Origin of the sequence: Candidatus Symbiopectobacterium sp. NZEC127, assembly GCF_025962675.1 — a bacterium.
Lineage (GTDB): Bacteria > Pseudomonadota > Gammaproteobacteria > Enterobacterales > Enterobacteriaceae > Symbiopectobacterium.
Window position 1 is genome coordinate 311,299 of the sequence record NZ_JAGFPG010000004.1, and the last position, 20,596, is coordinate 331,894.

Sequence of the window (20,596 nt, forward strand, 5' to 3'; positions counted from 1 at the left end):
CGGCATTGGCATGTCTGAGCTCATCACCCCAAACCTGCTCGGTGCTGATGCGAACGGCGCTCCTGCGCTGCTGAGGCATGTTGGCGCACGTCGCCTGCTGGTCCTCAGCGGTGAATCGCACTGGGTGCAAACGCAGGCGCAAGCGCTGTGCCGCCAGACGCTGGGGGATTGGCTTTGGTTGGGCGGTGCACAGCCGGACAGCATACCCGTTAGCAAGGCGCGAAGGCTGCTGGGGCAGGAGTATCAGCATGCCGTGTTTGATGCCCGCATCGGGCTGGATGTGGAAGCGCTGGCGATCGTTGCTGGCACCTTGCGTGCGGGCAGTTGGCTACTGCTGCTGGTCCCGCCCTGGCAAGCGTGGGCACAACGGCCCGATGCTGATAGTCTGCGCTGGAGTGAGCAGCCGCAGGCGATAGCTACGCCAAATTTTATTAGGCATTTTCAGCAACAGTTGCTGGCGGACGAAGAGATAACCCTGTGGCGACAGGGAGAAGATGGCGCAATAAAAGCGCTGTCCCCCCGTGCACCGTGGCACCCTGCCAGCGGTGACCCAACGCCACAGCAGCAGGCACTGCTGACCCGGCTACAGGCTGCGGCACCGGGTGTCTATGTGATTACCGCCGCGCGTGGGCGCGGTAAATCGACGTTAGCGGGGATGCTGGCCGCGCAGTGTAGCGGTGTCTGTTGGGTGACAGCGCCTTCCCGCGACACGGCGGCCCAGTTGCTACAATCCAGTGATGCAGCATTGCCCTTTTGGTCTCCGGATGCCTTGCTGGCGCTTTGCCAATCGTCATCTGTGCCGCCGCTCGACTGGCTGTTGATTGATGAGGCGGCGGCGATCCCGACGTCGGTGTTGCAGGCGCTGGTAAGCCATTTCCCTCGGGTGTTAATGCTCACTACGGTGCAAGGGTATGAAGGGACCGGGCGTGGTTTTCTGCTGAAATTTTGCGCCTTGCTGCCGCAGTGCGAGATGCTGACGTTGGATCAACCGCTGCGCTGGGCCGCGAACGATCCGCTGGAGCGTTTTCTGGATCAGGCTCTGCTTTTTCGAGACGCGTTTACCGCTGCCGATATCCTGAATCCGGAGACAGCGAGATTACCCACTGTTATCACCAAACCTCTGGCGGCGGCGTGGTTGAGCGAACCGGCCGGTTTGCATTCGTATTATGCCTTATTGTGCAGCGCGCATTACCGCACCTCGCCGCTGGATTTGCGACGGTTGTTGGATGCGCCCGGCATGCATCTTTACGGTGCCCAGCGGGGCGACGCACTGTGCGGCGTGGCCTGGTGGGTTGATGAAGGTGGCCTGTCGTCAGCGTTAGCGCATGAGGTGTGGGCGGGCCGCCGTCGCCCGCGCGGCAATCTGGTGGCACAATCATTGGCGGCACACGGTGATGAGTGGCAAGCTCCCTGTTTACGCTCGCGGCGTATCAGCCGTATCGCGGTTGTCGCGCAACAGCGGCGCAGCCGCATTGGTCATGCACTGATTGCCGCACAACGGGACATCGCGAGCGATGACGGCATTGATTTTTTGTCGGTCAGCTTCGGCTATCAGCCCGAACTGTGGGCATTCTGGCAAGCGTGCGGGTTTCGGCTGGTGCGCATTGGCAGCCACCGCGAGGCGAGCAGTGGCTGCTATAGTGCGATGGCGATTTTGCCTATCAGCGAGCACGGTCGGCAACTGGTCACGCGTGCCGAACGGCGTCTCGCTCAGGCGTGGCCTGCCTTGCGCCGCATTATCCCTTTGGCACTGCCGTTGGCGCAGACCATACCGGATCCAGATAAACTCGAAGACGCCGAATGGTGCAGTCTGGCCGGATTTGCTTTTGCGCATCGCGGCATGGAGCCGACCTTTGCCGCGTTGACACGTCTGCTGGCGCGCTCGGGTTTGCCGCTGCCCGCATTGCGTGAGCTCAATGCGTACCCGCACGATCCCGAGCGGGGTGTGACATCGTTTTCATTAAGCGGTAAAAAAGCGCTGTTACAACGCTGGCGTGAGGAGACGGCTCAGGCACTGGCCGAGCTTGATGCAGCGGCCTGCGCGCGTTGGCAACGCTGGACGCAACCGGGTGGTTTCCGGCTGAATAACTAAATGCCTGGTGGAATGGAGATGTTTGCCGGCATAGGTAGGTAATCGACATGGAGAAGAGAGACATATCATGGTGATGGGAATTTTTTGCGGTTCGAGTGCGGGAAGTGACACCGCCTTTATTGATGCGGCGCGTGTGACGGGCAAAACCCTGGCGCAGGCCGGTATCGCCATTGTTTACGGCGGTGGCCGTGTGGGATTGATGGGCGCGGTCGCGGATGCGGCGTTGGCGCAGGGCGGCGAGGTGATTGGTGTCATGCCGCGTCTGTTGGCCGATCAAGAGCTTTCTCATCCGGGTCTGACCACGCTGCATGTGGTTGAAAACATGCATGAGCGTAAAGCCAAAATGGCGCAGATTGCTGATGGTTTTATCGCGATGCCGGGCGGTCCGGGGACGCTGGAAGAGATTTTCGAGCAGTGGACCTGGGCGCAGTTGGGGATTCATGACAAACCCTGCGCGTTTCTCAATGTTAATGGCTATTTTGACCCGCTGAAAACCATGAACGACACTATGGTCAGCCAGGGGTTTATGAAGCAACCCTATGCCGATATGCTCACGTTTTCTGACAGCATTGAGGATCTTCTGCGCGTTTTCGCTGCCTATACGCCGCCGCCGCACAAGTGGACGCCCGCGTTTCGTCAGGTAGGGTGAGCGATGGAGACGTCCTGTGTGATCCGCATCGCCGCTGCCGTGATTACCGACGCGACGGGGGCCTGTCTGTTGGTGCGCAAGCAGGGCACCACCGCGTTTATGCAGCCGGGGGGGAAAATGGAACCCGGTGAAACGGCAGAGCAGGCGCTGGTGCGCGAACTGAAAGAAGAGCTGTCGATACAGGTTGCGATAGCGGATCTGACGTATCTTGGCCATTTTTCCGATCGGGCGGTTAATGAGCCTGGGTATGTTGTTGAAGCTGACGTGTACCGTGTGCAGGGGGTGAGTAGCGTGACACCGGCGGCTGAAATCGCCGAAGTTGTCTGGGTCAACCCAAAAGCGCCGACGGCGCTGTGCCTTGCCCCTTTGACTGAGCAGCAATTATTGCCCCTCGCCGCCGCGTTTTGAGGCCAGGGTGACAGGCTGACCGCCGCGTCAGCCTGGTATTTCCCTGTTTCGTTCCGGCCTATGGGGTGAAAGCGGTTAGGGCGGGTCATTGGAAATAATGGAATGACTTGTTCAATAAATCCCGATAGCACGTGATAGCCGCAGGGGTATCATGCTGGAATACCACGACAAAACGGGACATATCATGAGCGATGCAATTACAGTACAACAACCGGAGCGGGCGCAACGTCTGGTCCTGCTGTTTCACGGCGTTGGCGACAGTGCCAACGGCATGGCGGCGTTAGGGCGTTATTTTGCTGATGCCTTGACGGATGCCTGTGTTGTCAGCCTCAATGGGCCTGAAAGCACCGAATGGGGCGCCGGGCGTCAGTGGTTCTCCGTGCAAGGGGTGACCGAAGAGAACCGTCAGGCGCGCGTTGATGCGGCGATACCGGGGTTCCTGTCAACCGTGCGCCAGTGGCAGGAGAAGGTTGGGGTTGACGCTGCACATACCGTGCTGGTTGGGTTTTCGCAGGGGACCATCATGTCGCTGGAAGCGCTCAAGGCGGACCCGGCCATTGCCGGTACGGTTATCGCGTTTAGCGGCCGTTTTGCCTCGTTGCCGGAATCTGCATTGACGCCAGCGGTGGTGCATTTTATCCACGGCGAGCAGGACAGCGTGATTTTGCCTGCGCACGCACAGGCTGCCGCTCAGTGCCTGCACGCGTTGGGCAGTGCGCATTCACTCGATATGATTGCCGGTGTCGGCCACTCGATTGACGGTCTGATGCTGCAACGGGCGCTGGGTTATCTGGCATAACCACTCACCTTGCTGGTAAGGCGGTTCTACCCATGAATCGCCTTTATTTTTCTTTGCCCTTTCTCGCTATTTTCGCCCCGCACTGAATGAGATATCGCGCCAAAATCATGTCGAGTAGTTTTCCTGTCCATATAAAAAGTGAATTTTTCCATATTTAAATAACGTTGAATGGCAGACGATGTGATTGCACTACACACACCATAATGTCTGACGTTTTTCCCGCTATACCCAAATGTATTCGCGTCGCTGGCCTATTTAACGCCGGTTATTTATACCGCCGCATTATTACGTCAGTGATGTAACGCGCATCATTGAGGGTATATACATGTCACGTCCTTTTAGGAAATAAGGGTGTTATATGTTTAAACGTATAAAAGTTGTGACCATTCTCATTATTGTTCTTTTAACTCTGGGTATTTCACAATTTCTCACCGGTGCGCTTTCCATGCGTGCGCTGGTCAATGACCGAGAAGGGTTTCAGGCTTCACAGCGTGCTAATCAGAGCGTGGCTGCGTTTACCGATGCCTGGATTATGATGAACCAAACGCGTATTGCCGTCGGCACCATGATTCAAAATATGATGATGGGGAATGCGGATAAAGACGCGATGCAGTCGCTGCTGCAAATGGCGAAGGAGCGTATCACCAGCTCCGAAAACCGTTATAAAGCCTATCAGGCCATTCCGCCTTCGCCGGGGGTGGATCCGGCGCTCACCAAAAAGCTGGAAGAGAGCTATATCGTTTATCAGAAACTGTTGAACGATATCGTCAATTCACTGGCCGGTGGATTGGCCGGGGCGGCAATGAAACTGCATGAAGGGGCGGCCCCGTTAAATGTCGCGATGCAGGAAAACTATCTGGCGTGGCGGGAAGCCCAAACGCAAGTCGCCGATAATGGGCTGCATGATAACCATCGTGCGTTTCAGGAGATGTTGTGGCTACTGGGTATTATTTCACTGCTGGTGGTATTGGTGATTGTGCTCAGTTGGGTCGGATTGCAGCGTATTCTGTTGCAACCGCTGCATGCACTGATGCGCCATATCAACGCGATTGCCAAAGGCGATCTGACGCAGTCGATTGACGTTCAAGGACGAAATGAGATGAGTCAGCTTGCTACCGGTTTGCATCATATGCAGCGTTCACTGATTGATACGGTAAGCGCGGTGCGTGACAGCGCGCAGTCAATTTATACCGGTGCCAGCGAGATCTCGGCAGGCAGCAACGATCTTTCATCGCGCACCGAGCAGCAGGCGGCGTCGCTGGGCGAAACCGCGGCCAGCATGGAACAGTTGACCGCCACGGTAAAACAGAATTCACACAGCGCGCGGCAGGCGGCGCAGGTGGCAAAAGAGGCGTCAGAGACGGCAGACAAAGGCGGCGTAAAAGTCAGCCATGTGGTGATCACCATGAACCAGATCTCCGACAGCTCGCAAAAAATCGCGGATATCACCAATGTGATCGATGGTATTGCCTTCCAGACCAACATTCTGGCGCTGAATGCTGCGGTGGAGGCGGCACGAGCAGGCGATCAAGGTCGTGGCTTTGCCGTGGTGGCAGGCGAAGTGCGCACGCTGGCACAGCGCAGCGCGCAGGCCGCGAAAGAGATCAAAACCCTGATTGACGATTCGGTCAATCGCGTCAGCACCGGGGCGATTCAAGTGCGGGAAGCAGGGGACACCATGCAGGAAATTGTCACGGCGGTGAGTCGCGTGACGGATATTATGGGGGATATCGCGTCGGCGTCTGATGAGCAAAGTCGTGGCATCGATCAGGTGGGACAAGCGGTGAGCGAAATGGATCGGGTGACGCAGCAAAATGCGGCGCTGGTAGAAGAATCTGCCTCTGCGGCAGCCTCTCTGGAGGAGCAGGCGGGCTTTTTACAAGGTGCGGTGTCTGCGTTCAATATTGGCAATAATCAGGGCGTGCCAGCGGCTGCCGCCCGGCCGTTTACACACGGTGCGCCAGGATTATTGCCTGCGATGAAAAACGCCTCCGGGCGTGGATCAGAACGCGACTGGGAGGCGTTTTAGCGCGGTATACTCGCTGGGCCGTGGAGCGATGCAGCGGCCTGGTTACAGGCGCTCAACGATCAATGCGATGCCCTGACCGCCGCCGATGCACAGCGTTGCCAGCCCCAGCGTTTTGTCGTAGCTGTGCAGCGCGTGGATCAGCGTAACCAGAATACGTGCGCCGCTGGCACCGATCGGGTGGCCCAGCGCAATCGCGCCGCCGTTGACGTTCACTTTTTCCGGGTCCAGACCCAAATCGCGCTGTACGGCCAGGAATTGTGCCGCAAACGCCTCATTGGCTTCGATCAGATCGATATCCTGAATGGTCAGTCCTGCCTTGAGCAGCGCTTTTTGGGTGGCAGGAATTGGGCCTAATCCCATCACCTCGCTCGGCACACCGGCGGAGGCCCAACTGCGAATGCGCGCCAGCGGCGTGATACCCTGCTGGCGGGCTTCGGATTCCCGCATCAGCACCAGCGTTGCTGCCGCATCGTTGATTCCCGAGGCGTTGCCCGCCGTGACGGTGCCGTCCGGCAGGAAAGCCGGGCGCAGTTTACCCAGAGAATCCAACGTGGTATCGGCACGCACGAACTCATCCTGATTGAAGATACGCGTCTCTTTTTTCACGCGCAGCGCAATTGGGGTTATCTCAGCCTCAAAGCGACCGTTCGCCTGTGCGGCGGCGGCTTTTTGCTGCGAGGCGAAAGCTACGCCATCCTGATCTTCCCGGGTAAAGCCGTACTGTTTGGCGATGTTCTCGGCGGTGATCCCCATATGGTAGTCATTGAAGGCGCACCACAAACCGTCCTTGATCATGGAGTCGGTTAATTTGCCATCGCCCATGCGGTAGCCCTGACGTGCTTTTTCCAGCAGGTAAGGGGCAGCACTCATGTTTTCCATACCGCCCGCGATACAGATCTGATTGTCGCCCGCCACAATGGATTGCGCACCGAGCGCTACTGCTTTGAGGCCGGAGCCGCACACTTTGCTGACGGTAAAGGCGGGCGTTTCCACGCCGAGCCCGGCAGCCTGACCCGCCTGATGCGCCGGGTTTTGGCCTAAACCGGCGCTCAGCACGTTGCCCAGCATCACTTCATCAATCTTCAAACCCTGCGGCAGGGATGACAGGCTATCTTTAATCGTGGCGCTTGCCAGCTCAACGGCGGAAGTATTGGCTAAACTGCCCGCGAATTTACCGATCGCGGTGCGTTTGGCGCTCACAATCACAACGGAATCTTGTGTGTTCATCAGGGTCTCCTTAGTGGATTTTTAACGGTTGCAGAGAGTCGGAGACAATGAAGTGGGCTTCTGTCTTCTGGCGCAGTTCGTCGAGGGTGATGTCCGGGCTGATTTCACGCAGCACCATCTGTTGGTCGATAAATTCAAATACCGCCAGTTCGGTGACCACCATGCTGACTTTGTTGGCGGCGGTAAGCGGGTAGGTGCATTCGTGCAGCAGTTTGGGGGCACCGTTTTTGGCGCAGTGTTCCAGCGCAATGATCACTTTCTTGGCGCCGACCACCAAATCCATGGCACCGCCCATGCCGGGCACCATTTTGCCGGGTACCACCCAGTTGGCGAGGTTGGCATGTTCGTCTACCTGCAAACCGCCGAGTACGCATACGTCTACATGGCCGCCGCGGATCAGGGCGAACGAGAAGGCGCTGTCAAACATCGCAGCACCCGGCACCATGCCGCAGGGTTGCCCGCCCGCGTTAACCAGATTGGTATCGACGTCGGTGACAGCACCTAAGCCGAGAAAGCCGTTTTCCGACTGAAAGGTCACTTCAATGGTTTCGGGTACGTAGTTGGCGACCTGAGTCGGCAAGCCAATGCCTAAATTCACCACGTCGCCGTCGTTTAACTCCAGCGCGACGCGGCGAGCGATAATTGATTTAGCGTCCATTATTTTTCTCCAACATAAAGGTGATCGACCAGTGCAGCAGGCGTCACAATGCATTCCGGCGCTAATTGGCCGACAGGAATAACCTGTTCGCATTGCGCAACAACGTTATCTGCGGCAAGTGCTATCAGAGGATTAAAATTACGGGCGGTAAGGTGATAAATCAGATTTCCACGGGTGTCGGCAACGCTTGCCTCAATAATGGCAAGATCGGCTCTTAACGGTAATTCCAATAAATAGGTGGTATTATCGAGGGTGATTTTTTGTTTATTTTCTTCCACCACGGTGCCAACGCCCGTCGGGGTGAGAAAACCGCCCAATCCGGCACCGCCGCTGCGAATACGTTCTGCCAGCGTGCCCTGTGGCACCAGTTCGACATCCAGGGTTTTGGCAATCATGCGTTTGCCGGTTTCCGGGTTGGTGCCAATATGCGAAACGATGACTTTTTTAACCTGACCGCTGGCAATCAAGGGGCCAACGCCGGTATCGGGAAATGCCGTGTCATTACCAATCAGGGTTAAATCAGTGACGCCGGATTTCATTATTTCTTTTACCAATAAATCCGGGGTTCCGACACCCATAAAACCACCGAACATAATTGTCATTCCGTCTTTTAATAAAGAACGGAAATAACTGGCATCAATGATTTTGTTTTTCATTATTCAGCTACTCCATCAATCAAAGGGCGCTAATGCCGTTTTTTAGGCAAAAGTTGCCCTGTAGAAAATTGCCGCCAATTTTCTAAGGTCGTTATGTGGATATATCGGGGTATATAGTGGGGCAATAATCATTGCCCCATCGATCTTTTATTTCCATGCCACGGGCGAACCCGTGGCAATCGCTTAGATATCCATGTCCAGAATGGCTGCACTCAGCCCTTTGCCGTGCATATCCAGCGCCAGTGAGCGGGTAACACCGCCACCCAGTGCGCCATACATGACAAAGTTCAGCGCGCCAATGGCGGGCAGTTCGTAGCGAACGACGTCACCGGTGACGATATCGGCAAACCAGGCCTTGACCTTTTCCGCAGTAACGGCCGTTTTGATTTTCTCAAAATCTTCCGCACGATAGGCAATCAGAGAAATATTCGACGTATTGCCTTTGTCGCCAGTGCGAGAGTGGGCGATTTCACGTAGTTTCATTATTTGATCTCCAGGTAGTTAACCGCTGGGGTAACGAAAGCACGCGCCAGCAGGGTGGAATCCATGGCCAGAATCTCTTTGACGCCTTTATTGACGCCACCGCCGCCCGCAGGGCCGTTGGTGTACAGCGTTTCCACTTCATTGCCCACTTTCACTGCCTGTGCGCGGGTGGCGCAGCGAGCGGCCACACGCGCGCGCACTTCATAAGGCTCACTGCGTTGAGAACGCTCTGCGCCGTGCAGCGCGTCTACACCAATCAAATCGAAACGCACTTCTGACGGTGCGAAACCGCATACTTCAAAACGGCCTTTGACGATATCGAGAGCCAGACGTCCGCGTGCAACGGCACCTGGTCCGGCGTAGGAAATTTCCCCTTCGCCGATAAAGCCATCCTGATAACCGACGGAGACTTTCAATGTGTCAGTTTTGGCGCGGCCCGTAGCCCCTTGAACGCGAACCCGGTCGTCACCGACCTGAGTGAAGGTGACACCGGTGAAATCGGCTACCACATCGGGAGTGATATAGCTGTCCGGACGGTGGATTTCATACAGCATCTGCTCTTTGCAGGTATCTACGCATACCCGGCCGCCAGAACCGGCGACTTTGGTGATGACCGCATCGCCGTTTTCATCAATTTCCGCGATCGGGAAGCCAAGGCGTTCCAGATGCGGAATGTCTTTGAAGCCAGGATCGGCATAGTAGCCGCCGGTGATCTGTCCGGCACATTCCAGCAGGTGACCGAGGCAGGTGCCTTTGCCCAGGTGTTCCCAGTCATCGGCTGCCCAGTTGAATTCATACATCATCGGTGCCAGAAACAGCGACGGGTCAGAAACGCGCCCGGCGATAATGATGTCCGCACCATCACGCAGCGCTTTGACCATGGCATCAGCGCCCATGTAGGCATTGGCGGACAGGATCTCTTTACCGCAGGTAGAAACCGGCTGGCCAATTTCATCCAGACGCGCATCTTGTTTAATCAACACATCACGCACGTCATCACCGGTTACCACGGCAATTTTCAACTGTTTGGCACCCAGCTCTTTGGCGATCTCCAGCACGCGCTGGCCCGCTGCCGTTGGGTTGGCGGAACCCATATTGGTGATGATTTTGATGCCTTTTTCCAGACAGGTCGGCAGTACCGCGTACATTCTGTCTGCCAGCAGCTCGTTGTAGCCCTTTTCCGGGTTTTGCTGCTTCTGTTTCTGGCCGATAGCGATGGTGCGTTCTGCCAGGCATTCAAACACCAGGTAGTTGATATCGCCTTTTTGCGCGAGCTCAAGTGCGGGCTCGATGCGATCGCCGGCATAGCCTGCGCCGGAACCTATACGGATAGTTTTCATAGCTTTACCTTCTATATTTAAAACGGCTCTGGTTACGGTGTGTGGGCGCTTATAGCGGGAACACACCAAAGATGACGCAGGCGAATGTCATGACGACACTGGCTGCCCAGAGCACGGGAATAGAGAATTTCTGGTGGTCGGCCAAATCGACGCCTGCCAGGCTGCACAGCAGGAACGTGGCTGGGGTCAACGGGCTGACCGGGAAACCGGTGGTCATTTGGCCCAGAACCGAAGCCTGCGCCACCTGAATGGCCGGCACGCCTAACATTTCGCCGGTGTGAGCGATAACGGGCATGATGCCGAAGTAATAAGAATCAGGGTCAAACACCAGGCTCAGCGGCATGGAGATGAGACCCACCACGAACGGAATGTGGGATGCCAGAGCAGGAGGAACAAAGCCGACGGCCGCTTCAGACATGGCTTTCAGCATACCTGCGCCACCCATGATGCCGGTGAAGGCACCTGCGGCGAACAGGATACTGGCCATCATCAGTGCCGCTTTGGCGTGCGCATTGATACGCGCTTTCTGCATTTCAACGTTGGGGTAGTTCACCATCAGCGCGACGGTCAGCGCGACCATAAAGGCCACGGTTGGCGAGATTTTTGTGAAAACCATGGTGCCGATAACACAGACCACCAGCGCGATGTTAATCCAGAACATGTGCGGACGACGCAGGGCTTTTTCTTCGTCGGTCAGTTCCTTCACGTGCTCTTGTGCATTGAACGAGGCAGAACCGCCAGCCAGCGGGTTGCTGCCCGACAGACCCAGGCGTTTCTCTTCTTTCTTACCCCAGTAGTAGCCCATCAGCACCATGAAGACCAGGCCACAGATCTGCGCAGGGATTAACGGGATAAACAGATCGTGAGTGGAAATGTTCAACGCCGCCGAGGCGCGGATCATCGGTCCGGTCCACGGCAGGAAGTTCACACCGGCGCTCAGGGCGGTGATACCGACCAGAATGCGCTTGTCCATGCCCAGCTTGTTAAACAGCGGTAGCATGGCCGGCACCGTGATCAGGAAGGTGACCGCACCATTGCCGTCCAGATGCGCCAGCAGCGCCAATACGCCGGTACCGATGATGATCCTGACCGGGCTGGTTCCCACCATCCGCAAGATGCCGCGAATGATCGGATCAAACATGCCTGCGTCGGTAACCACACCGAAAAAACAGATAGCAAATACAAACATGGCGGCCATCGGTGCCAGTTTGGTAATCCCATCCACCACGTATTTTGCTGTGTCAGTGCCGCTTCCGGCCAATAATGCCCCAGCAATCGGAATGACAATCAATGCCACCAGCGGTGACATTCGTTTGGTCATAATGAAAAATAATAGGGTGGCAATGGTGAGCACCCCGATTAACGCTAACATATAGCACTCCTCTACTTATTATTGTGCGCAGTTGACAATCCATGTTGGCTTAACGATTATGTTAAAAAATATCGTTTATTTATAACAAACATGAAAATCAACGCCTAACCCAGAACAGATATTGTTGGCTGCGCTATTTTTATCATTTGGAATTGCATCAGACTAACTCATAATGGCAATGGATTCATTTGAAAACAGAATGGGTTTATTCTATTTGCAGATCAAATAAATAGACAAGAATTACCCATATATGGGTAACTGGTTGTTTTGAAATGGTATCACAGAATAATTTGCGATAGGCGTCGGTGAGGTGTTGTGATTTTGCTTCAAAATGTAGCAATTGCATCTTTTATCTGAAGGTCAAATAAGATTAAATAATTGTGGCAGCGATCATAAAAACAAAATAAGTCACTTGATTGAAATAAAGTTTGTTAATTTTTTACCGATGTGTAAGGTCTATTTCAGATAGAGGTGTTATGAACTTATCCATTAAACAATTGAGGGCATTTATTGCGCTCACGGAAACTGAAAACTTTACCCGAGCAGCGCAGAAAATTAACCTGTCGCAGCCCGCGTTTAGCGCGTTGATCGCGGCGTTGGAAGATGAGGTCGGATATCGCCTTTTCGACCGTGACACACGCAAGGTGCAGTTAAACGGTAATGGCATTCACTTTATTGATATTGCTCGCCGACTCATTCAGTCTCACGACGACGCCGTCGTGGAGATTAAATCTTATGCCACCGGGTACAAAGGTAAAATTGTATTGGCGGTGTTGCCTTCGATGGCGGTGGAGTGGTTGCCGCAGGTGCTGGCCCAGCACCATCGCGCACATCCTGACATCAAGGTTGAGCTGCTGGATACGCAGTGGGATCGCTGCCTGAAAGCCATTCTGGACGGGCGCGCGGATCTGGCATTAACCGCAGGTCAGCCTTCTCCGGGCACGTTCAGTTCCCGAATGCTGTTTGCCGATGAGTTTTTCCTGATTTGCCATCGCAATCACCCTCTGGCACAGCGTCAGAGCGTTGACGTTGCCGAAGTGGCGCAGCACGCCTTTGTGGGCTTTTCGCAGGGGACCAGCATCCGTCAGTACACCGATCAACTGATGGCGCCGCACAGCTTTGACTACGTGCTTGAAGTGCGTCAACTGACCACCATGATGGGGCTGGTCGCGGCCAACTATGGGGTGAGCATTGTGACCGGCCTGACGCTGTTTCAGTTTCAGCACAAAGATATCGCCATTGTGCCGTTTCGCGATCTGTCGCTACAGCGCGGCATCTATCTGGTGACTGACAAAGAGCGGCAACTGTCGCAGTGTGCCAAAGAGTTCTATGAATTTCTGCTGGAAAAGGCGGAGAGTTTCACCCCGCGCTCTGCACTCTGACGTGTTGTTAAAAGCGGCCCGCAGGCAACAGGCTGGTGGGGAAGTGCCTCAGGGCTTTTTCTCCGGCCAGTCATCTTCCTTATCCCACTCGGCGTTGTTGTCTCTGTGGGGAGGCAACTCCGGTTTATTCTTGAGGAAGCGCTTATGGTCGAGGCGGCTCAGTTCTTTCATGCCGTTAATCACCATGCCAACCAGAATAATCAGAATCACCCACCAGTAATCAGCCAGCCAGGACATGTTCAATCCTCATCGATATTCGTGATAAAGCGGGAAAAAATATCAGGCAGATTCGGGCGTAACCAGGCATCCCCCGCGATATCTTCATGTTGCCAGGCCGCCAGAATAACCTCTGGCGTCAACTGTTGGGCTGCCGGTCTGGACAAGGGCTGGTAGCTGATGTGCCAGGGTTCCACGGCAACGCCGCCGCGATCGTGGGCAAAGGGTCGGTAAAAATCGAACTGCGCCATATGCGCCGTGAGCCAGTCGCTCAGTTCAGCAAAATAGCCGCCCGCCTGATATTCCCACGGCTCCAGTTGCAGACGAGCCCCTTGAGGCAGGCGCGACGGATCGTAAATATCTAGCTCGGTACCCCAGTGATGGCGGCTGGCACCCGGCAGGGCAGACCAACGCAATATCGCGGCACAGCGTTGCGCCACGGGAAGCGTTGCCGCCACCAGCGGCTGGCTGTTTTTATCCAGCAGCGGGCGCTCGCCGTCGAATTTTTGATTCCAGATGTGGCGCTGGCGGGCAAAGTCACGAAAGGTGCTGGCGGGCTGTAGATTAAAGCCATCACGCGCAGCCGCCTGCTGTAAGCCAGTAAAGGCGGCGAGGGCGGCCGGTTGCAGGCTGTGTGCCTCACCGAGCGGGACAAGGTGCTCACGAGTTTTCCCCGTGAGCATGGCGTGCGTCATCATGCGATGAGCTGCTCCATAATGCGTTGATAAATACGGCTCAGTAGTTGCAGATCGGCGGCGCTGACGCACTCGTCCACTTTATGGATGGTGGCGTTTACCGGGCCAAGCTCCACCACTTGTGCGCCCATCTGCGCGATAAAGCGCCCATCCGAGGTACCGCCATTGGTCAGCAACTCCGGGGTTATTTCGCTGTAATGCTCAACGGCGGTCACCACGGCATCGACCAGATCTCCTGGCGGGGTTAAAAACGGTTGGCCGGAGAGATTCCAGTTCAGCGTGTAGTTAAGCTGATGGCGATCCAGCAGGGCGGCGACGCGCGCTTTGATCACCTCGTCCGTCAACTCGGTGCTAAAGCGGAAATTAAACTGCACCACCAGCTCGCCGGGGATCACATTATTGCTGCCGGTGCCCGCATTGATATTGGCAATTTGCATGCTGGTGGGAGGAAAGAAAGCATTGCCCTGATCCCATTCGGTGACCACCAATTCATTCAGAGCTTCCATGGCGCGATGCACCGGGTTGTCGGCCAAATGCGGATAGGCAACGTGGCCTTGTACGCCATGCACGGTCAGATTGGCGGTGATAGAGCCACGGCGCCCGTTTTTCACCACATCGCCCAGTTTGCTGGTGCTGGAGGGTTCGCCCACCAGACAGTAATCCAGGCGCTCGTTACGGGCTATTAACGCCTCAACCACCTTCACCGTGCCGTTCACCGCACTGGCTTCTTCATCTGAGGTAATCAGAAACGCCAGACGGCCCTGATGATGGGGATTGGCCTGTACAAACCGCTCGGCGGCCACCACCATGGCTGCAACCGATCCTTTCATGTCTGCCGCGCCGCGCCCATACAAAAAGCCATCGCGCAGGGTGGGTTCAAACGGTGGATGCTGCCAGCGGCTGGCATCGCCGCTCGGCACCACGTCGGTATGCCCGGCAAACGCCAGCGTTTTGCCTTCACCGCGCCATGCCCAGAGATTCTCGGTATCGCCGAAATCCATTTTTTCAATGGTAAAGCCCACCGCTTTCAGACGTTCAATCAGCAGGGCCTGACACCCTTCATCGCGCGGGCTGAGCGACGGGCGTTTAATCAATTGTTGTGCAAGTTCCAGTACGGGGCAGGACATCTCACTCTTTCTCCGCGGTAAAGGCGTGGTAACTTTCGGCATTAAAGCCTAACAGGGCGCGCTCCCCGCTCACCAGCAGCGGGCGTTTGATCAAGGCAGGATGAGCCAGCAGCAGGGCGCAGGCGCTTTCGGCATCGGTGACGGCGGCGCGCTCAGCGTCGCTTAACTGACGCCAGGTGGTACCGCGCGTATTGATCAACGGTTGCCAATCACCGACAAGGCGGATAAAGGCGGTTAACTGAGCGTGCTCTAACCCATCAACACGGTAATCATGAAACTGATAGGCAACCTGATGCGCTTCCAGCCAGCGTCGTGCTTTTTTGATGGTATCGCAGTTTTTGATACCGTACATCATCAGCGTCATGGTGATAACAGTCCTTTCTCATCGGGAGGCCACTAAGGCGGCATGTGGATATGTCAGCATGCCGAAAAATGGCCGGGAGATCCACCGATGCAATCTGCGCAGAATGGGATCTTGTTCGCTTTTTATTCGACAGGAAAACGTTTCGCTGGTCAAAAAGTGGGCGTATAATGGCCGCAGTTAACCACCAGGGGGACATGATGATAGAAGTAGAAGTGCGTCACTGGAAAGACTTCATTGAAGAAATGCTACGTAAAAAATAATTATCGGCTACCTAGTTTTTCCCATTGATAGATTTGAGTACAGAACCAGGAACAACATTCCACCCAATGCAAAGGCAGTCAGAACGTTCTGACTGCCTTTTTTCATGGCTAAAATGAGGAAATCTTGAGTGTTTTAGTCAGGAAATTGTGATTTAAAACAATGATTACCTTATTTATGAATATATATCAATTAGTTATTTTCTAATGCGTAGTCCGCAGCGGCGATGGCATGTAGGTGGCTGGTATCAAAAAGGGGAATTTTCGTATCGGATTGCTGGATTAAAAGGGGAATTTCGGTACAGCCGAGGATCACCCCCTGAGCACCTTGCTGGGCAAGCTTGTCGATAATAAGGCGAAACGCCTGCCGTGAACGGTCGCTCAATACGCCGCGGCACAGCTCGTCGTAAATGACCCGATTGATCTCATCGCGCTGATCGGGCTGCGGAATGATGACATCAATGCCGTGGCGCTCCTGTAAGCGACCACGGTAAAATTCCTGCTCCATGGTATAGCGGGTCCCCAATAAGCCAACGCGCGTCATGCCATGCTGTTTCAGGCTGTTGGCAGTGGCATCGGCGATATGCACTACCGGCAATTGACTGGCGCTTTCAACGTCATCGGCCACCTTGTGCATGGTGTTGGTACAGATGACAATCGCTTCTGCACCTGCCTGACCTAGCCCGATGGCTATTTTAGAAAGCTGCAGTGCGGCCTGCGCCCATGCGCCTTGCGCCTGAAGCTGCTCGATATCGTGAAAATCTACGCTATGCAGTATCAGTTTCGCTGAGTGTAAGCCCCCCAGACGCTGTTGAACGCGCTCATTAATGAGACGGTAGTAGGGCACGGTGGATTCCCAACTCATGCCGCCAATCAATCCAAGGGTTTTCATTGTTCGTTTATCCTGTGGGTCATTTACGGTTACCCGACACAGTGTGTAGGGAGAAAACGGTAACAAAGGTGCCCCATTTCAAACTATTGGTAAATCGGAGCGCTTATTTAGCGATTTTCATCACTTTTTATCCAAGTTCAACTGGACAAATGCGTTACTAATTGCTGTACTGTACCGGACACACATTTTGTGTCTTTCATTCATGTTAAAGGTAAGTTTGATGTCTAAGATTAAAGGTAGCGTTAAGTGGTTCAATGAGTCCAAAGGTTTTGGTTTCATCACTCCGGAAGACGGCAGCAAAGATGTATTCGTACACTTCTCTGCAATCATGAGCAATGGCTTCAAAACTCTGGCTGAAGGTCAGCGCGTAGAGTTTGAAATCACTGACGGTGCTAAAGGCCCATCTGCGGCTAACGTTATCGCTATTTAATAATACCGATTTCTTGAAAACCCGCCTCACGGCGGGTTTTTTTTATCCTGTTTTCAGGATGCCATCCCGTTAACCAGTGCGAATGCCAGCGCCGTCATGAGCAGTGAACCCGCCAGATTACATAGAATGTTGATGGCAGCCGCTGAGAGTTGGCCTTGATTGATAAACAGGAACGTCTCCGCCGAGAAGGTGGAAAATGTGGTCAATCCGCCGCACAGTCCGGTGGTTATCAGCAGCTTCCAATGCGATGGCAACTCCGCATGACGGGAAAAATAGGCGAGTGCGCCGCCGATGACGAAAGCCCCGATCAGGTTTGCCATTAGCGTACCTAAAGGCAACACTGACACCGCGGTGGTGTTATAGCGCATTCCCAGTGCCCAACGGGCAACGCTTCCCGCTCCGCCGCCGATAAACACGGCAAGAAACATCATCCACATAATGACCTCGAGTTGTGCATTATTTGACGCTGAAAGTGATACAGAGCGGGCAGACTCCTACGCGCCTGCTCTGAGGCGTACGTAGGCATCATCAGCCCAAAAGGCGGTTAGGGAGGAATGCCATCTCCATGTGACAAAAACAGTGTAGCGGGGATAGGTATCTGGATTCAAGCACTGGCAATAGACGTATCAGCAGTAGGGTCTAATTTTGTTACAAATGGATGTTGTGTTCGCGCTGTAGTAGGCATAAATAAACAATATCGGTATTTTTTCGCTGGTATTCCAGTATTCGTAATCAGGTAGGTGTGTGATGGAAGGTATTAGCATTGCCAAGCTGTTGGTGATTGGCGCACTGATTGTTTTACTGTTCGGCACCAATAAACTGCGCTCGTTGGGCGGTGATTTGGGGGCAGCAATCAAAGGCTTTAAGAAAGCGATGAATGACGATCAGTCAGTGAAACCGACTACCGCAGGGGACGACACAGCGCCTGCCGGTGAAATTCGTCATAACAAGGATTAATCGGCGTTATCAAAAAGGACGGCCCGGTGGCCGCCCTTTTGCACGAGATATACCAGCAACACCTTCAATGTGTAACTAAATATTGTTACACCCTGCGTGCTTACTTGACCTCAATCCCTTTCGCTTGCAGATCGGCGTGATACGACGAGCGCACGAACGGGCCGCAGGCTGCGTGGGTAAAGCCCATCGCCATCGCCTCGGCTTTCATCTCATCGAACTCTTCCGGGCTCACATAGCGTTTCACCGGTAGGTGATGACGACTCGGCTGCAAATATTGCCCTAACGTCAACATGGTGACGCCGTGGCGGCGCAGGTCACGCATTACCTCAACGATCTCGGCATTGGTTTCTCCCAACCCAACCATCAGGCCGGATTTGGTCTGGATTTCGGGATGCAAGGCTTTGAAGTTTTCAAGCAGCTTCAATGACCATTCGTAGTTGGCACCAGGGCGTACCTGACGGTAGAGGCGCGGTACGTTTTCCAGGTTATGGTTGAACACGTCTGGCGGCGTCACGTTCAGGATATCCAACGCTTTATCCATTCGGCCGCGGAAATCGGGCACCAGCGTCTCAATGCGAATATGCGGGTTTTTACGGCGAATAGCGGCGATACAGTCAGCGAAGTGCTGTGCGCCGCCGTCGCGCAGGTCATCCCGGTCTACGGAGGTGATAACCACGTAGCGCAGCCCCATGTCATGAATGGTCTGTGCCAGTTTCTCTGGCTCATTGGCATCGGGCGTTACCGGGCGGCCGTGTGCCACGTCGCAGAACGGACAGCGGCGGGTACAAATCGCACCCAGAATCATGAAGGTTGCGGTACCGTGGTTGAAACATTCGGCCAGATTCGGGCAGGAGGCTTCTTCACACACGGAGTGCAGGCCATTTTTGCGCATGGCCGCCTTGATGCCCTGAATACGGCTGGAATCGGCAGGTAACTTGATTTTCATCCATTCAGGCTTACGCAGTAGCTCCTGCCGCTCAGTGACGACGGTGCGCACCGGGATGAGTGCCATTTTGTCTGCATCGCGGTATTTGACACCGCGTTCCATCTGAATCGGTTTACTCATGATAGCCAGGTTCCAGTTCTGAATCACAGGTTGAATCATAGTTTAAACCTTATGATTCAATGGATTATGTTTCTAGTTAAACTTTTTTTTAAAATCTATAAAAATTATACCATCTTTGCTGGCTGACATTCAGCCTTTACGTCGCACAAATGCATAAATAATGTAAACGGAATGTGATTTGGCACCGATAGGCATAAACCCAACGGCGCGATTTCACGCCGACATACCCTGCGGTGCGGGGGCACCCTGAGTGGCCCAATCCCATACCAGCGGCGCTTGTTGCGTGTAACCTAGCTGTTGCATAAAGGTGGTTACCAACACCGGGGCGACATCTGCCACCGCCACACCGGGGGCTTGCTGACTGACCTGCGTCATCACCATGCCCGCATAACCGCACGGGTTAATGCGCAGGAATGGTGTCAGATCCATGTTGATGTTGAGTGCCAGCCCGTGGAAAGAACAGCCTCTGCGAATGCGCAGCCCGAGTGAACAGATTTTGGACTCCTGCACATAGACACCCGGCGCATCGGCGCGAGCATGCGCGGCAATGCCGAACTGCGCCAGCGTGCCGACCACGGTATTTTCAATGGCGGTGACCAGTTCCCGCACACCCACTTTTCGGCGTTTTAAATCCATCAGCACATACATCACTTGCTGGCCCGGCCCGTGATAGGTTACCTGGCCGCCGCGATCGCTCTGAATTACCGGAATATCGCCGGTAGTAAGCAGATGCTCTGCTTTGCCAGCCTGGCCTTGGGTAAAAACGGGGGGGTGTTGCACCAACCAGAGTTCATCCGCGCTCTGTGTGTCACGCAAATCGGTAAACCGGTGCATCGCCAATGAAACGGGCTCATAGGGTTGTACGCCAAGCTGACGCACGATGATCTTATCCTGTAGCAAAATCGTAATCTTCAGGTTAAGGAAAACAATGGAGCCGATTATAGTCGCGGGAAGCGCCATCGAACAGCGCTGATGCACATTTTCCCGCGATTATCCGGTCAAGCAGGGGTCAAGCCCTTACAGCACGACGCGCACGATATCGATAGCGCCCAGCTCTTCATAGAGCGTCTCGACTTGCTCAATGTGGGTGGCCGTAATGGTGATGGATACCGAATGGTAATTGCCCTTGCTGCTCGGTTTGACCTGCGGGCTATAGTCACCCGGCGCATGGCGTTGCACCACTTCGACAACGCGGTCTACCAATTCTGGCTGCGCGTGCCCCATCACCCGATAGGTGAATGAGCAGGGAAATTCGAGCAGTTCATTGAGTTTGGTTTTCATGTGTTCTCCAGATGGATCGGTGCCCATGCTGATCGTCGCTGTTCACTAGCGTTTGGTTCAACATAAAGTATATACCCGTCATACTTCAAGCTGCGGGTGCGTTGGCTGCACTCATTCACCCGAATCACTTACCTGAGTAAGCTCATCGTGATTCATTCGCTTGCCGCCTTCCTGCAACTCGAATTATTTAAGGTAAAACTCCCGCCGCAGCGGGAG

At 54.6% G+C, this 20,596-nt stretch carries 23 protein-coding genes and 1 riboswitch; of the genes, 8 read left to right on the forward strand and 15 right to left on the reverse strand.

Annotation, left to right across the window (positions count from 1 at the left end; genetic code table 11):
- Nucleotides 1-10: 10 nt before the first annotated feature.
- From J5069_RS17100 to J5069_RS17120, 5 genes are all read left to right on the forward strand, one after another.
- Nucleotides 11-2,092 carry a tRNA(Met) cytidine acetyltransferase TmcA gene (locus J5069_RS17100; RefSeq protein ID WP_264644998.1) on the forward strand — a complete coding sequence of 694 codons (2,082 nt, stop codon included), beginning with the start codon at nt 11-13 and terminating at the stop codon, nt 2,090-2,092.
- A gap of 64 nt (nt 2,093-2,156) precedes the next feature.
- A complete protein-coding gene (locus J5069_RS17105) occupies nt 2,157-2,741 on the forward strand; it encodes a TIGR00730 family Rossman fold protein (RefSeq protein WP_264645088.1) in 585 nt (194 codons plus the stop codon).
- A gap of 3 nt (nt 2,742-2,744) precedes the next feature.
- Nucleotides 2,745-3,149, forward strand: a complete 405-nt coding sequence (locus J5069_RS17110) for an NUDIX hydrolase (RefSeq protein ID WP_264644999.1) — start codon at nt 2,745-2,747, stop codon at nt 3,147-3,149.
- Nucleotides 3,150-3,330: 181 nt separating this feature from the next.
- On the forward strand, nt 3,331-3,948 hold the full coding sequence (ypfH, locus tag J5069_RS17115; protein WP_264645089.1) for an esterase: 618 nt from the start codon (nt 3,331-3,333) through the stop codon (nt 3,946-3,948).
- A gap of 358 nt (nt 3,949-4,306) precedes the next feature.
- Entirely contained in the window at nt 4,307-5,977 is a 1,671-nt protein-coding gene (locus tag J5069_RS17120; protein WP_264645000.1) for a methyl-accepting chemotaxis protein, read from the forward strand.
- Between the two features lie 42 nt (nt 5,978-6,019).
- On the opposite strand, the gene J5069_RS17125 is transcribed toward J5069_RS17120, so the two are convergent.
- The 6 genes from J5069_RS17125 to J5069_RS17150 form a co-directional block, all read right to left on the reverse strand.
- Nucleotides 6,020-7,204, reverse strand: a complete 1,185-nt coding sequence (locus J5069_RS17125) for an acetyl-CoA C-acetyltransferase (RefSeq protein WP_264645001.1) — start codon at nt 7,202-7,204, stop codon at nt 6,020-6,022.
- Between the two features lie 10 nt (nt 7,205-7,214).
- Nucleotides 7,215-7,862, reverse strand: a complete 648-nt coding sequence (locus J5069_RS17130; RefSeq protein WP_264645002.1) for a 3-oxoacid CoA-transferase subunit B — start codon at nt 7,860-7,862, stop codon at nt 7,215-7,217.
- Nucleotides 7,862-8,518 carry an acetate CoA-transferase subunit alpha gene (gene atoD / locus J5069_RS17135; protein ID WP_264645003.1) on the reverse strand — a complete coding sequence of 219 codons (657 nt, stop codon included), beginning with the start codon at nt 8,516-8,518 and terminating at the stop codon, nt 7,862-7,864. The genes J5069_RS17130 and atoD overlap by 1 nt, the downstream gene beginning before the upstream one ends.
- A 183-nt stretch (nt 8,519-8,701) precedes the next feature.
- On the reverse strand, nt 8,702-9,001 hold the full coding sequence (locus tag J5069_RS17140; protein ID WP_222159969.1) for a hypothetical protein: 300 nt from the start codon (nt 8,999-9,001) through the stop codon (nt 8,702-8,704).
- Nucleotides 9,001-10,341, reverse strand: coding sequence for an acyclic terpene utilization AtuA family protein (locus J5069_RS17145; RefSeq protein ID WP_264645004.1), 1,341 nt, complete (start codon nt 10,339-10,341; stop codon nt 9,001-9,003). The genes J5069_RS17140 and J5069_RS17145 overlap by 1 nt, the downstream gene beginning before the upstream one ends.
- 49 nt (nt 10,342-10,390) lie before the next feature.
- On the reverse strand, nt 10,391-11,713 hold the full coding sequence (locus J5069_RS17150) for a CitMHS family transporter (RefSeq protein WP_264645005.1): 1,323 nt from the start codon (nt 11,711-11,713) through the stop codon (nt 10,391-10,393).
- Nucleotides 11,714-12,189: 476 nt separating this feature from the next.
- Here J5069_RS17150 and J5069_RS17155 point away from each other — a divergent pair, with 476 nt between their 5' ends.
- Nucleotides 12,190-13,095, forward strand: a complete 906-nt coding sequence (locus tag J5069_RS17155; protein WP_264645006.1) for a LysR family transcriptional regulator — start codon at nt 12,190-12,192, stop codon at nt 13,093-13,095.
- A 48-nt stretch (nt 13,096-13,143) separates the two neighbouring features.
- Here the strand turns inward: J5069_RS17155 and J5069_RS17160 are convergent, their stop codons facing one another.
- From J5069_RS17160 to J5069_RS17180, 5 genes are all read right to left on the reverse strand, one after another.
- Nucleotides 13,144-13,332 carry a YpfN family protein gene (locus J5069_RS17160; protein WP_195314740.1) on the reverse strand — a complete coding sequence of 63 codons (189 nt, stop codon included), beginning with the start codon at nt 13,330-13,332 and terminating at the stop codon, nt 13,144-13,146.
- Nucleotides 13,333-13,334: 2 nt separating this feature from the next.
- Nucleotides 13,335-14,009 carry a M15 family metallopeptidase gene (locus J5069_RS17165; protein ID WP_264645007.1) on the reverse strand — a complete coding sequence of 225 codons (675 nt, stop codon included), beginning with the start codon at nt 14,007-14,009 and terminating at the stop codon, nt 13,335-13,337.
- Nucleotides 14,006-15,133 carry a succinyl-diaminopimelate desuccinylase gene (gene dapE / locus J5069_RS17170; RefSeq protein ID WP_264645008.1) on the reverse strand — a complete coding sequence of 376 codons (1,128 nt, stop codon included), beginning with the start codon at nt 15,131-15,133 and terminating at the stop codon, nt 14,006-14,008. The genes J5069_RS17165 and dapE overlap by 4 nt, the downstream gene beginning before the upstream one ends.
- Before the next feature lies 1 nt (nt 15,134).
- Nucleotides 15,135-15,497, reverse strand: a complete 363-nt coding sequence (locus J5069_RS17175; RefSeq protein ID WP_264645009.1) for an ArsC family reductase — start codon at nt 15,495-15,497, stop codon at nt 15,135-15,137.
- A gap of 450 nt (nt 15,498-15,947) precedes the next feature.
- Nucleotides 15,948-16,646: an aspartate/glutamate racemase family protein gene (locus J5069_RS17180; protein WP_264645010.1), complete on the reverse strand. Its 699-nt coding sequence runs from the start codon at nt 16,644-16,646 to the stop codon at nt 15,948-15,950.
- A gap of 220 nt (nt 16,647-16,866) precedes the next feature.
- On the opposite strand from J5069_RS17180, the gene cspE reads away from it, so the two are divergent.
- Complete coding sequence (cspE, locus tag J5069_RS17185) at nt 16,867-17,076, forward strand: transcription antiterminator/RNA stability regulator CspE (protein ID WP_222159976.1); 210 nt, start codon at nt 16,867-16,869, stop codon at nt 17,074-17,076.
- A 53-nt stretch (nt 17,077-17,129) separates the two neighbouring features.
- Here cspE and crcB read toward each other — a convergent pair whose 3' ends face one another.
- Nucleotides 17,130-17,513, reverse strand: coding sequence for a fluoride efflux transporter CrcB (gene crcB, locus J5069_RS17190; protein WP_264645011.1), 384 nt, complete (start codon nt 17,511-17,513; stop codon nt 17,130-17,132).
- Nucleotides 17,514-17,588: 75 nt separating this feature from the next.
- Nucleotides 17,589-17,650, reverse strand: a riboswitch (Fluoride riboswitch).
- Between the two features lie 173 nt (nt 17,651-17,823).
- Between crcB and tatE the strand changes: the two genes are divergently transcribed.
- Complete coding sequence (gene tatE, locus J5069_RS17195; RefSeq protein ID WP_264645090.1) at nt 17,824-18,033, forward strand: twin-arginine translocase subunit TatE; 210 nt, start codon at nt 17,824-17,826, stop codon at nt 18,031-18,033.
- A 100-nt stretch (nt 18,034-18,133) separates the two neighbouring features.
- Here the strand turns inward: tatE and lipA are convergent, their stop codons facing one another.
- From lipA to ybeD, 3 genes are all read right to left on the reverse strand, one after another.
- Nucleotides 18,134-19,099, reverse strand: coding sequence for a lipoyl synthase (lipA, locus tag J5069_RS17200; RefSeq protein WP_264645091.1), 966 nt, complete (start codon nt 19,097-19,099; stop codon nt 18,134-18,136).
- Between the two features lie 213 nt (nt 19,100-19,312).
- Entirely contained in the window at nt 19,313-20,059 is a 747-nt protein-coding gene (lipB, locus tag J5069_RS17205) for a lipoyl(octanoyl) transferase LipB (protein WP_413542251.1), read from the reverse strand.
- Nucleotides 20,060-20,116: 57 nt separating this feature from the next.
- Nucleotides 20,117-20,380 (reverse strand): DUF493 family protein YbeD, encoded by a 264-nt coding sequence (gene ybeD, locus J5069_RS17210; protein WP_252319101.1) that lies wholly within the window; start codon nt 20,378-20,380, stop codon nt 20,117-20,119.
- Nucleotides 20,381-20,596 lie beyond the last annotated feature (216 nt).